Consider the following 13,626-nt stretch of genomic DNA (forward strand, 5'->3'; position numbering starts at 1 on the left):
ATAATGACAACAGTTACAAAAGAAGCTATTGAAAAGGAAAAGAGTTAATTGTAGTTGTTGTCCTTAAACAGAGCCTGACATCTTGCAGGGGGAATCTTCTTAGGCTTAACCTTAGGCTTGGTAGGCTTTGCTGAAGGTGGAGGAGGAATAAACCATGAGGCAAGCTCTGCGCCACAGCCGTCTCCATTAGGTGCTTTGGCCTGCTTTACACATGAAGGACTGTCTGTAGGACAGCCAAGTCTTACATGCATATGACCTCTGTGACCAAACCAAGGTCTGATTTTCTGAAGCCATGACTTATCATGACCTTCATAAATCTGACATAAAGTTTTCTTAATACCAGGAGCAACAAAGATTCTTTCCACACGAGGGTCCTGTGCTGCCATATAAAGCAGAGCAACTCGATTGTTGTCAAAGAACTTTGTTGGTCTGTTCTTGGTGTCAACAATATAGACATCCTCAGGATGATTCAGCTCATACTCACTCTTGCGTGGAGTCGAGAAATCAAAGGAAATATCTACATCAAGACCTGTCTGATGTGAGCCATGATTAGAGGCTGCACCAAATGAACCGCCCAAAGGTCTGGATAAATCACCGATAAGCAGATCTGGAAGCCCCGCCTTCTTAGCTTTGACAACAAGCTTATTGATATAGTCTATAAGCTGAGGGTGACCAAAATTACGGTAAACACCCCAGTGCTGAACCTGAAAATGCTCTCCGTCCTTAAGCTCAACGGCACCCTTGATACAGCCATTGGAATACTCTCCAATAGACTCAACACCTGATGGTGTCTTGGCATAGGAACAGAAGCTTAATAAAACAGCAAAAAAGGCTGCTATAAATATTCTGATGCTATTCAAAGGAAAATAATCTCTTGATAAAGCCCATCTTTGAAGATGGAACAATCATAACCTCAATTGATATTCCCTGGAAATTAAAACCTTTTGAAGGAATATCAGTGTTCTCCTGACTGATAAGCTCACCGCACTCATTGAGGTTTGCATAAAGCTTCTCAAGATAAGGAGAAGATTCCCTTTCAATAATTTTTCTTAGAGTGATTCTGGCACTGTTTAAAGATTCAGGATCATTCATTTTCTGCGGTCTTACTATATCAGTAAAATTGATTCCGGTAATATACTGAATCCACAGTTTTAAAGCAGGAGTCATCCATATATCAGAAAACGGATTGGATGCCTCTCTAATAATCTCGTTTACATGATGGCGGACGTTTTCGATATGGGCATTACGTTCTTTTCCGCGGCCCTTGATTTCAAAACGTCTGTAAATACTGCGACCGGTTGCATCACGGATCTCCTTATAGCAGTCGGCAGCACTGCCGCGTTCAGGAGAACTTGAAAAATAAAGTCTAGGACCTTCAGGAGCAGTACGATCCTTCTTTCTTAAAAGATCAAAATCATAGTGCTCAAATGGCACAGTATCATTCTCATGTAGAGACTGATTGATAAGAGATGCAATCAGACTGGCCTTCTGATCTGAGGATAAAAACAGATCAAGATTATCAATAATGAAGTTTGTAAAGCTCTCTATACCAGCAGGTCTTAAAACAGAGAAGTCTCCCCTGTTTTTAGCTATAGTCAGAGAGTCCTCTTTTTTATGGAAGAACTGGGAATAGAAGATCAGAATCCAGATCTGCATTCTAAAGGACAGGATCTTCTGGAAAATGAACTCCGCAAGTTCCTTCTGTCCTGCAAGCTCACGTGCTGTAGGCCGCTGCTGACGGTTGAAAAGCCAGTCACAGGCATACATGTTCATCTCAAACCAGTCCAGTCTGTCTGCAAGATTAGAACTGAAAAAATCAGTGATTTCCTTGTCAGACAGATCCTTAAAGGATTTAGGATCATTCTCAAACCAGACATCCTTGGTTTCAGGTAAAGGCCAGATAAAGCTTGGCTGAATTCCACCTGCAGAAATTGACTTTCTGCGTTTTGGATTAAGCAGAAGTTCCTCTAAAAACGACCATAAGGCAGCCATCTGATGAAGGCGCTTTAAAAGAGGAGTGTAATTGGTATTGCGATTATCATCAGGAATCAGACCGACATAATCGCACATTCTGGATAAGGTAGTACAGGACTGAGCCTTTTCATCATCAGAATAAATATCAGCAAACACATCAACTATGGAGAAAACATGTTCACTGTTACGTAATAATGATACAAAAGGCTCCTTTGAGGCATCAAAGCAGACAACATTCTTACGCTTTAAATAATCAGCCTCAATCATGTCTTCAATAGCTGGAAGATCACCCTTGCTTTCTATGAAATCACGGGAGATCTGCATTTTAGATGCAGCCTCGGACCAGTGGATCCGATTATAGTTGTACTGTGGCTGCAGATAGGTATGAACATATACCTCTGGTCTTTCTGATTTATTCTCTGACCATCTTAAAATGCCATACTCTAAAAAAAGGCTACTATCTCCTTCATTAGGAGAGTAGGCATCAACAAAATATAAAGTTGTATTTTTAGAAGACATGATTTAAATACATACTTCCCTAGAACCCCTGTGCAGGTGCACTTGGAGCTAACAGATTCTCATCCTCCTCAAGTACAGCACCGCCATTATCAACATTTCCCTGAACCTCAGCTGCCATAGATGAAGAGCTCTGAGAATACTCATTGGTTGAGTTTAATGATGAAGCTGATGAGGAAGTACCTGGATCACCTACGATAGGAGCACCGCCGTCTGATGAGTTAGGAGTACCTGAAGCATCCATGTAGTCAAAAATAGGATGAATCTTCTTAACACCGTCAACCTTACGTACCTGATTGATAGCTCTTGAAGCCTCTTCACGGGTAACATAACCCATCATATATACAACAGAGTTTTCTGTATAAATCTTAAATCTGCCTGAGCTGATCTTTGAGCCAAACAGAAGCATGCTCTTAACCTTAGAAGTAATGTATGCATCAGATGCAACAGTGCTTGCAGATACAGGAGCTCTGTTTTCAACACAGTTAAAGATTCTTCTTACGTCCTTAACATGCTTGATCTTCTCAAGACACTCTGAAAGGTATTCTCTATCCTGTGTCTCACCAACCAGAAGAACATTACCGTTAAGAACAACGCAGTCAACACGGAATACCTTACCGTTTGATCTGGTATTGTCGTTTCTCAGAATGCTCAGAACATTCTTTGAAATCTTCTGATCATCAACCTGCTTATCAACAGTTCTGCTGTCAGAACCGATATAGGCACCAGCACCGGCAGCTGCACCGCCAACTACTACAGCAGCACAACCATTGAATACGAAAGCAGATGAAACAGCGAAAGCTGCGACAAGAGAAAGCTTCTTTAAGTTAGAAATTTGCATATCCTTATGACTCCATACAGTTTTCCAACATTATACTCGTTGAAAACTTATGCAAAATATATCTACGATATTGAACTAATACAGTAGTTTAGCAAAAGACAGAATATAGTCAAAAGGATAAAAATAAAAGTGAGATTAAAAGGAGAAAATAAATAGAGGGCCTGAAAAGAAAAATCCCCTGAATAAGAATTTATCAGGGGACAACAATCAAACAAACATAAGGAGTACGTGAACTATATCACAAAAAATCAATTGTGATCAATTTCTCAAAAATATTTTTTCAACTTTTTAGCAAATTCAAGAAAAAACAATAAGTTAAACAAAATACTTTTTTGATAATTTTTATCACTTACGATTTTCGGTGACTGTATATTAAATATAGGAAGAATTTGCATAGTAAATTAAGATGTAAATCGCATTTTCATAAATTGGCTATATAAAAATAAAAAAATGTAAAAACGAGCTATTGATTAATTTTTTGATTTTTAATATTTGAACAAATCCGAACAAACGCGATATATATGCTATTTTATTGATTCAAAAGATAAAAATAAGATAAAATCATTAAAAAAAACAGTTGACAGTCAGGAGCGAGATCCCTATAATGTGTCTCAGTCGGTAATTAGCGCAGCCCGGTAGCGCATCTGGTTTGGGACCAGAGGGTCGCAGGTTCGAACCCTGCATTACCGACCATTCAAAAATCCTTTCTTATTCTTCAAAAACAAAATCAGTTAAAAATTAAATTAAATAAATCAACAGGTTATTATCTGTAACTGTTAATACAACTGTCATATTTAATTCAGCAGACAAAAAATATTTCCCCTCCTTAATATATAAAGAGAAAACAGCAGATATTTATTGAAAAAATATCAATCTGAAATTCCAGATTCCTCCACCATTACTACTGTGACAATTACTTATGTTCAGTTTCAAAGGATGGTCATTGAAAAAAATAAGGCCTTTTTATCTGCAAAAAAAAAGGTTCTTCAGAGAATTTGTGGCTAGTTAAAAAATTCTAGTGAATATTATCAAATAAATTAAACAAAAAGGGCATTTTCCTCTTAAGATAAAAATAGAACAACAACACCTAAGAAGGACAACGCCCATGACTTGTATTGTATCTGATTTTTTATCTAAAAACTTCTTTCCTGGCTACAAGATTACAAATATTTCTTTTTCTGAGGTGTCTGACAGGGATATTACTATCGAGCTTGAACCTGCAGAACCACCTGTCTGTCCTCACTGTGGAAGTCATAACGTAGTTGTTCACGAATACCTGCAGAGAGTTATCAAAGATGAAAAGCTGCTAGGATGCTTCGTTACTCTAGTAATCACCTACCGTACCATCAGATGCAATTACTGCGACTGCAAATACGCTACTGAAGACATCCCGTTCCTATCAGATTCCTTCAGAGTTACAAAGAGAGCAGAAGAAGCTGTTATAGAGGATTTGGAGATGAGGCTCAATTAAGGATACCTCAGCAAGGACAGGCTTATCCTGGGATGTATGCAAGAATATTCATAAGCGGTATCTACAGAGTACCATTTCATTCTCCCTTGGAAGTTCTGAGTTTTTAGCTATTGATGAGTTCTCAATCAAGAAGGGACATAAGTACGGTACGGTTGTCGCTGACATTGTAACCAAACGAGTTATCTGGGTCTGTGAAGGCAAATCAAATACAGATGTCAGCAGATTCTTTGAACTGTGTGGAAAGATAGGCTGTCAGCAGATTAAGGCTGTAGCAATGGACCAGAATGCAGGCTTTGCATCGCTTGTAAACAGATACTGCTCTAAAGCCCTTGTTGTGTATGCTCTGTTCCATATGGTCTATAACTTCGGAAGGCTTGTCATTAGTGCCATAAGAATAAGACTTGCCAATTACTACAGAGACCATGGAGATGAGGCTGGATATCAGCTGCTTAAAGGCTCCAGATTCCTTCTGCTTACACGTAATTCACGATTAAGTGAGGAAAAGAAACTAAGACTTGATTCTATACTCAGTTACTACAGTGAACTCAATAAAGCCAATGAACTCAAAGAGCTGTTACCTGAAGTATACGAAGCTAATTCCAAGGCTGAAGCAGAACGATTATGGACTGAATGGGTAAGACTTGCTATGACCTCTGGAGTTGATGAGATTATGAGGTTTGCTAAGAGTCAGAATGACCACTACAGAGATGGCATTACCAATGCCGGTATCTACCATATCAGGACAAGTGTTCTGGAAGGAATAAACAACAAGATAAAGGTTCTAAAGCGTGTAGCCTACGGCTACAGAGATTTAGATTACTTCTTTTTAAGAATAAGAAGTGCATTCAGGGGAAAGTTTACTCCAATCCCGACGATTGGATAGAAGAAAACCCTGATGAATTTTGTTATATTCAAATCAGGGCTTTCCACAGATTCACGGATGAACCCCAAAAAATGGGTACCTTGTCACCTCGGTACCCTATTTATCAGTTTGATAGACTCAGATTAGGCAAAGCTGTCGATTAACATTGGAATTGCATACTTGATGAGCTTTCCAGTGCCAAGATTTTCCACTGCCTGAGAACGCTTATCCGAAAGAACTTCTGCCATGCAGTCGAGGAAGTCGTCGTAGTCTTTTGCACCTTTTGCACTATTTCGGGCTTTTTCTGCAATATCGTCAATGTCCTGTGCAATTACTCCCTTGAACTGCTCGAAGAATCCATCAAAGATATCTTTTGCACTGCGGTTCACAGACTCAAGCTCACGGGTTATCATCTCACGGTAAGCCTGATTTTCAGCCTCCTTTGCAGGATCTACTTCTGTTCCTGGTTCAGGAATTTTCTTTAAAAGAGCTTCAATGTTAGTTCTGCGGTCAACGCACTGCTGATACTGATCAAACATGACCTTGAGATCATCATGTCCATCAAGATGCGACTTTATCGTTTCATCAACCTCAGTGTCTGATTTTTTCTTATCGAAAAGATCAAGAATGTACTGTCTGTATTCTGGACCATTGACCTCCTTCTTGGCAGTAGTACAGAATCTGTTGATCAGTTTAAGTCTGGTCTTTTCATCTCTAGTATTGTCAGCACCAATGTTATACACAAGGATTGATACTGGATCCTGATTCCTTATTTTCACATTTGCGGCTGCAATTCGCATTGCATTGTAGGTATCCTTCAGGGCTTTGTTAAGCTCCTCAATAGCGTTGTTCAGTGCTATCTGACACTTACTGAAGTTATAGATTGGCGCAGGCATTTCCACACCTAGCTTCAGAACTTCCTGCAGTGCAACAAGAATTCTGGCACCGGCATCCTTTCTGCTGCCCTTTGATAGCACTGCACTTAACACAGCCTTCATGCGATCCTTTACCAGAGGCGAGTTAGGATCATTCTTATCTACATGTTCATTTAGTCTGGCCTTACTGGTATCAGAGAGCAGCGCTGTTAGAGATTCAATAAAAGCAGAGCTGTCTGAGTACATGGCAGCTGCCATCATTTTGGTAATATGCAACTGCTGATCTGGAGTAAGCTGCGTACAGTTACCAAAATCAATGATTGTAAGCTGATCAGGAGAGGTCATGATATTTCCAGCATGCAGGTCTCCATGGTAGAAGCCCTTGCCAAAAATACCTTCACTAACCCAGTTTTTGGTGAAGGACATCAGATTCTGCTGCTGTTTCAGAAGGAACTGATACTGCTCAGAAAGCTTATTATATTTATCCAGCGAAACCTTGTAGTCCCGATGCAGGAATTTATCGGTTACCTCTCCACTGTATTTATATATTTCCAGATCCTCAACACCGTTAAACTCGTGGGTAAATGGCTTCAAATGCTGCTTAACGATTTCATTGGCATCACGTATACATTTATCAAGAGTTACACCAGGGGCAAGATCAAGCACCATCACATCAGTGGTAGGACGGACCAGAGGACTTAGAGTCATGCTCTTAACCTTGGTGGAATTGTTACTGTAGATCTGACCTGACTCTACGTTGTTTGCCTCCACGGTAAGATCAAGCTCTTCAAGAATGGTCTTAAGATCACCTGCAAAGGTAACATCCATTCCAGGAACCTTCTTCGCAGCCTCAGTGAAGATCTTCTTTTCTCGCTCAGCTCGATTCTGAACGTCTGGTCTTAGGAACTTAACCACCTTTTCCACACCTTCAGGGTGATCTTTGGTAAAGAATTTACACAGTACAGCCTGGCCGACTGAAGCTGCACCTAAGGACCTGACTACGCTGATCTTTGAGATTTCTCCATTTGAGGAATTCACAATCTCAAGAAGATGAGCCTGAATGATACGATCTGGTATAGGAGCCAGATTACACTTCATATCCGCAAAGGCTGTCTTAAGCTCGTCAGTCAGTGCATCAGGAGGAAGTCTCTGCAGAATCTTCTGCATGATAGGACCTGCACCCTTGAACATTGCGCCAAGTATCTGTGCTGGAGATGAATCAGAATTGGAGTAGCGGACCATGGAAGCAAGCATATTTCGTCTGTCAATGGCACTCATATCCTTGAAATAGGTCTTCATAACCTCTCCAATGAACTGCCCCAGAGCGGTCTTGTTAAAGGAGCTGTTGCCTTCATCCTGCAGCTGTTTTAAGGTTACGTTCTTGTTGGTAGGATCAAGAGGAGCTTTCTCTTCGCCTTCAGGCTTTAGAGCTTCATTGAACCTTTCCGCAATATCATTGCCAATAATCTGAGCCTGATTGTCAATCTCCTGGTTAAGTGAAATTTCTGCATTACCTATGACCTCCCACAGTTCATCGTCAGGATTCTTGAGAAGTTCTTCCAGTTTATTCCTCAGCATTATCTGCTGTAACCCCATCTTATAGGAGCCTGGCTGTGCCAGCATAAATGGCTCCTTAATCTCCACTTTCTCATCGCCATAGGCATTCTCTGCCATTTCAACATAGTGGTTTGGCTTGAATTCATGCAGATAACCTTTATTATCCATGGCAACGATAATCTCTTTTACCAGCTGCAGTGGAAGCAGTTTATTTTTTATAATCTCTTTTAAGTTTTCATCATTTGGAGTATCAACCTTCTTAAACGGCTCCTTTAGAGTAAATTCCTCCTTTTTAAGGTCAGCAGTTATTAGGCTGAATAGTTTATTTGCCTCAGCATTATCTATTTTTTTGCTGCCTGACAGCTCTGACACAAGACTCAAAATGAGATCTAATGGCAGCATCCTGTTATTAAAGATGTGATTAACAAGATCAACATAGTTCTTTTGGGTTACAGGATCCTGAATATTAAGCTGCTGCATCAGAGGTGAGTCGAATACCTGATCAATAATTTCCTGAACATCAGGAAGTCTTTCTCCTCCTAAAGGAGGCTCATTAACCCCTTCCAACTGATCAAGCAGCAGATGTCCACGGAGATCTCCAAGTGCGGATCCTAGCGCTTTTCTTACATTCTCAGGAAGAGTATTGATGGCATCTGGATCTGATACAAGTCTGTTGAAGGTTTCGATATGATCAAGGATAGTGTTCACAATTCTGGTGCCGGGTTTGGCATTAGGATTGTCTATTATCGAGTCATACTTGCTGCCGTCATAATTTAAGATCAGATCAGCAAAGAAATTATGAACCTTCTCATCTTCAAGCTTTTTCTCAAATTTCTGCTGTTTCTCAATTGCAGGTTTTTCATTAGAAGCTGCTCTACTGTAGGTACTGGTACGTTTATAGTATTCATTAGCTTCATAAGAAATATTTTTATATAATTGACTCTGCTTGTCCAGACCTTCTTTCTTCAGGTATAAAGGCTCAAGACCATCTCTGCTTTGAGGAGAAATCTTCAGCATTAAATCTGCTATTCTTTTTATTGCAAGCTCAAATTGAGCTTTAAGCTCAGGAACAACATTACCTTCCTCATTGGATAGAAGTCCCCTGTAGAGCTTTAATCTGTCCTCCTGAGACATAGAAAGCAGATAATCGGTACCAACCTTGTTTTCCGTTCTGAATATACCGGGAATGTTTCCCCTCATAAACAGGAAAACTGCATAGGAGAAGGTATTCTTCATATTACTTTCATATTCAGCCTCTGTTGGCTTACAGAGAATCAATCTGTCAAACATCAGGAGGTTATTAGAGATGATCTCCTTTAGATTTTCAGCTGTAATTGTAGATTCGCCTTTTGCTATGTCCTTTTGCATTACCTCTTCGATCTTGTCGGTAAACTCATGAGCCTGAAGAGCATAGCTTAATGACTTCATATGCTTAAATATATACTTACATCTTTTGAACTCCTTAAGCTCTTCCGGAGTAAGGTTTGCTGTATCCTTATTCGGATCAAAGCCATTTTGAACCTTGTCTAAAACCAGCTTTAATTCCTCGACACTATTAATTTTCTCAACTCTTTTCGGCTCAACTTGATTACATAAGAAATAAGAAAATTTCTGTGCAAACGAGCCAAGATTTGACAGCTTCTCTTTTGCAGAAGAAATCTCCTTCGTTACACTTTCACCATATTCTTTATCTCTGAATCTGAACATGAGCTCTGCATGATTGGATAGAATCTTTACTCCCTGCATCATTGTCTCCTGTCGTTTATTCTCATCAGGGACAATTTTATCAAGTTCATCTGCAACAACCTGAAGCTCTGCCACATCCAGTACCTTCTGAGCCTGCTGCTGAGGTATGGTTAGGGGAACCTTGAAATCAGGATTGGTCTTTGCAATTTCTGATAAGAGTGCATTAACCGATGGTGACAGAGATTCTAGGCAGGCCTTATCAGCATAAATCAGCTTCAGATTTTCACTGTTCTTTTCAAGAATATCTTTAAGATCATTGATAGATGTTTTTCGTTTAGCTGTAAGTTCTGAGAACAGCTGCTTAGAGAAAAGCAGAGTTTTTTTCTGCAGACTGTTATCAAGGCTCTGTTCAATTTCCTTAAAGTCAGTTTCCATCTTCTGAAGGAAGGTTTTATAAAGAGGATTCTCAGCCTCTTTTTTAAAACCGAAAAAGTTAATCTTAAGGGTTTTGTCAGGCATTTTGAATTCATTTCTGATAAGCAGCTCAGTCTTAAGATTGTTGTTCTGACAGTAGTCAATCAGTTTCTTTATCTGACTCATCGCAGGTTCTTTTATTTCATTCAGAAGACCTCGATTGGCTATCAGATGAGCTAGAACGCGAGCTTCTGAATACATGATCTCGGCTAAGGCAGTACCAAGAGCTTTCTGATCAGTATTTAGGGAATAGAGTTTACGGCAGAGGCTGTCAATCTCGTTATAGATGCTTAAATCACGGGCAAGATTATTAGTCTTATCAACCTGATCATGGACGTCTTGAAGAGCTTCTCTAGTCTTATTCTCCGCGTCCGCAATTTCCTGCCTGTTTATCTCACGCTGCTCTTTTATCTGATTCTGTTTCTCAAGATCAAGATTCTTGACATCAACCTTGTTTTCAAGCTGATTCTTGTCTTCCTTATCAAGCTTTGCCAAAAGCTCTGTGGTCATCAGAGAGTTGATTTTATCCTGCTTTTCACCCGGTTGATTCTGCTCTGCAAATCTAGTCAAAAGCTGTTTTACAGCCTCCTGAGCCTTGTTTTTATCTCCAAGATTTTCTAGAACAGCCAGAGCACAGTTACGCACTGTCTCTGTAGGCATCATAGTGAAATCTACATTGGCAAACAGAGTCTGAGCTGAGATAAGTTTGATATACAGTGTTCTGGTACGGCTGTTCTCATCAAGCTGAGGAGCTTCATCAAGTTCTATATCCTCATCCAGAGGTATTTCTGCAGCGTCGATGGTATTCTGGACAGCATCCTTACCATACAGGGAAGGATGGCTTATGATATCGTCCTCTAGCTGAGCTCTAAGCTGAGCTGCTGTCAGAGGCAGCTCGAATGTAACCTTATTATTACCTTCCTCAAAGGTTGCAAAAAGCTTGTTATCTGAGTCCTGTCTTAATTTAACTCTATTACCACCGATGATAAAGGTCTGCTCAAAATCCTCTCGATTAGGGAAGGTCTTAAGACCTGCCTGTAAGTTCTTTACTCCTTTTCTAATCTCGTCTGCTTCTCTCTTGTTTTTCATAGACAGGGCTGCATCATCAATATCATGCTCTCCACTGAACACAAAATAGCCGATACCAAATGTCAGCACGGTAATCAGTTTTTCAAAGAAAGAGAAATGAGATTTCTTTGGAACCAGCTTCTCTTCTATCTGGGCAGATAGCTTTTCAGGATTCTTCAGGATCAGTTCTGCTGTTTTCTTTGGTTCAGCCAGAGACTCCTTGATCATAGGAATTTTTATAATCTCAAAATCATTCCCCCCCTCCTGCTGACCATTCTGATTTTCAGCAGGTATATTGTTTGGGTTATCATTTATATCGTTCTGATTTAAATTTCCGTTAATCAGAGGATTGTTGATATTCTGACCGAAGTTATTTCCGTTGATCTGATGACTCATACCCTACTTCTCCTAATGAGCTATTTGTGAATACATCCGCTAAAAATCTATATCAAACAGTTATTCTTTATAAGCGGTCTGTATTTATTTGATTGCGATTAAATATAGTATGGGGCAAGTTTGTAAAAAAAAATAAGAATAAAATCACATATAAGCAAAAATTGCAACTACAATAAATTATTTTTTATTGTACCCCATTAAACTATAAACAAAAAAATATTATTATTTTTTCTAACTATATATAGTTAGAAATCTTTAGAGAAGAAGGTGAGCCGTTCAGAGACATTGACAGAATCACCTTATCACGATAAAAACATCATTTAAAGAAAAATACAAACAAAAAAAGAACTTCTTCTGAAAGCTTTATTAGTCAATTTAAATTAAAATTAAAAAAAGAGTTGACACCTAAAGGGTACATCCCTATAATGTGCCTCAGTCGGTAATTAGCGCAGCCCGGTAGCGCATCTGGTTTGGGACCAGAGGGTCGCAGGTTCGAACCCTGCATTACCGACCATTTAAAATTCAAATAGAGATTACATCTCATCATAAAAGTCGGTAATTAGCGCAGCCCGGTAGCGCATCTGGTTTGGGACCAGAGGGTCGCAGGTTCGAACCCTGCATTACCGACCACTCTCAGAAACATCCAATACTAAAAAAACACAAAATAAAGATTTAGCATACATATTTGTTGTGTCATTTGCTTTGTGTATATCTGACATCAAAAACACTCATCTTTAAACAACAAAAAAAGATCCAAACAGATTTTTGCCAGAAGCCAGAGAGAAAAAAGACCGGTAGGGGAGAAAGTTTTAAGATAACTGTAATTATCCGTACAAAAAGCTCATCCCTTGGATCAATAAATTATACACAGAAAAGTAATCTAAAAATCCTCCAGGATTAACGCAAAACAATATAACCACCCATTACAAGTAAAATACTAAAAAACTCAATCCTAGAGCATTCTCGTGCAAGATCTATAAAACACATAAAGATTATTTTATTCTTGGAAGTTATTTATTACTTCATAATTAATAACAATTATGTATTTATTACTTTTAAGAACAGAATAAAGCGATAATACATTATTATTTATCTTTAATTACATTTGTAATGTTATTGATTATTTTATATAACAGCAAACTTATCGTCTTTTTTAGACAAAAGCTCCCTTATTTTCATAAAACTGATTTATCATCTTAATTCTGTAATTTAATTTCATTTCAATAATTACATTTTTGTAATTCTAATTACATTGATTTAATTTATGAAAATTCCCATTATTGATCAATAATTATATATTGATATTAAGTTATATATAATAACTCGGTTTATAGATTAAAGATTTTATATTTCAGTATGTTATTAATTATTTACAATATTCATACTCATAAATATATCTTTCATATATACCGTTTTTCAAATCATATTATCACTTACATTTAGATGTAATTTTTCAACTTTATATAACAACTCTTCCCTATCTTTCTTCATATTTTTTACAAAATCAGTCTTAGGCTAAAAATACGCTGGTTTATTTATGTAAAGTTAATCTTAAATACAGAGCTAAAAATTCTCTAAAAATATATAGTTATTCACATTTTTAATCTTCGATATTAAGGAGAAATAATGTATACTGATAATGTGAACAGAGAAAAACGAGGATCGTTTTCTATTAGTTTTAAGATCTTGTTATTTATTACTGAAAAACAGGATCACTTACAGATAATCTCTTGAGATTTGAGTTTTTTTTATTTACAGATTTTATATAAAAAAAGTTCAGTAAATCTGAACTGAGAATGGTAGAAAACTACTACAGCAAAAAAGGATCAGAGGCTACAGTAAAATGTAGCCTCTGATCTTTTATAAGCATGAATGATCTTCTCTACAACAATGCCCTCTCCTTTAT

Annotated in this window: 6 protein-coding genes and 3 tRNA genes; 5 read left to right on the forward strand and 4 right to left on the reverse strand. The window is 38.3% G+C overall.

Translation table 11 applies throughout. The features are described 5' to 3' along the window. Positions 1-44: 44 nt before the first annotated feature. Genes B5D46_RS05125 through B5D46_RS05135 form a run of 3 tightly spaced genes read right to left on the reverse strand, consistent with a single transcriptional unit; the run spans position 45 to position 3,331 of the window. Positions 45-860 (reverse strand): penicillin-insensitive murein endopeptidase, encoded by an 816-nt coding sequence (locus B5D46_RS05125; RefSeq protein WP_159443024.1) that lies wholly within the window; start codon positions 858-860, stop codon positions 45-47. Then, positions 853-2,493 (reverse strand): hypothetical protein, encoded by a 1,641-nt coding sequence (locus tag B5D46_RS05130; RefSeq protein WP_078928542.1) that lies wholly within the window; start codon positions 2,491-2,493, stop codon positions 853-855. Before B5D46_RS05130 ends, B5D46_RS05125 begins: the two co-directional genes overlap by 8 nt. A gap of 19 nt (positions 2,494-2,512) precedes the next feature. Next, positions 2,513-3,331, reverse strand: coding sequence for a BON domain-containing protein (locus B5D46_RS05135; RefSeq protein WP_078928543.1), 819 nt, complete (start codon positions 3,329-3,331; stop codon positions 2,513-2,515). Between the two features lie 616 nt (positions 3,332-3,947). Here B5D46_RS05135 and B5D46_RS05140 point away from each other — a divergent pair. The 3 genes from B5D46_RS05140 (at position 3,948) to B5D46_RS05150 (ending at position 5,685) form a co-directional block, all read left to right on the forward strand. Next, positions 3,948-4,024: transfer RNA gene (locus tag B5D46_RS05140), tRNA-Pro, on the forward strand. A gap of 412 nt (positions 4,025-4,436) precedes the next feature. Continuing rightward, complete coding sequence (locus B5D46_RS05145; RefSeq protein WP_078928544.1) at positions 4,437-4,802, forward strand: transposase family protein; 366 nt, start codon at positions 4,437-4,439, stop codon at positions 4,800-4,802. Positions 4,803-4,848: 46 nt separating this feature from the next. Then, complete coding sequence (locus tag B5D46_RS05150; protein WP_234973821.1) at positions 4,849-5,685, forward strand: ISL3 family transposase; 837 nt, start codon at positions 4,849-4,851, stop codon at positions 5,683-5,685. Between the two features lie 122 nt (positions 5,686-5,807). Here B5D46_RS05150 and B5D46_RS05155 read toward each other — a convergent pair whose 3' ends face one another. Continuing rightward, positions 5,808-11,720 (reverse strand): AarF/UbiB family protein, encoded by a 5,913-nt coding sequence (locus tag B5D46_RS05155; RefSeq protein ID WP_078928546.1) that lies wholly within the window; start codon positions 11,718-11,720, stop codon positions 5,808-5,810. Between the two features lie 437 nt (positions 11,721-12,157). Between B5D46_RS05155 and B5D46_RS05160 the strand changes: the two genes are divergently transcribed. Together B5D46_RS05160 and B5D46_RS05165 are read left to right on the forward strand one after the other, a co-directional pair. Beyond that, positions 12,158-12,234 (forward strand) — tRNA-Pro (locus B5D46_RS05160). A 39-nt stretch (positions 12,235-12,273) separates the two neighbouring features. Beyond that, positions 12,274-12,350, forward strand: a tRNA-Pro gene (locus B5D46_RS05165). Positions 12,351-13,626: the final 1,276 nt, after the last annotated feature.

Source organism: Succinivibrio dextrinosolvens DSM 3072 (assembly GCF_900167015.1).
Lineage (GTDB): Bacteria > Pseudomonadota > Gammaproteobacteria > Enterobacterales > Succinivibrionaceae > Succinivibrio > Succinivibrio dextrinosolvens.

Bases quoted from the DNA above. Each gene is read 5' to 3' on its own strand.
- B5D46_RS05130 (WP_078928542.1), bottom strand. From the start codon at position 2,493: ATGTCTTCTAAAAATACAACTTTATATTTTGTTGATGCCTACTCTCCT.
- B5D46_RS05135 (WP_078928543.1), bottom strand. From the start codon at position 3,331: ATGCAAATTTCTAACTTAAAGAAGCTTTCTCTTGTCGCAGCTTTCGCT.
- B5D46_RS05145 (WP_078928544.1), top strand. From the start codon at position 4,437: ATGACTTGTATTGTATCTGATTTTTTATCTAAAAACTTCTTTCCTGGC.
- B5D46_RS05155 (WP_078928546.1), bottom strand. From the start codon at position 11,720: ATGAGTCATCAGATCAACGGAAATAACTTCGGTCAGAATATCAACAAT.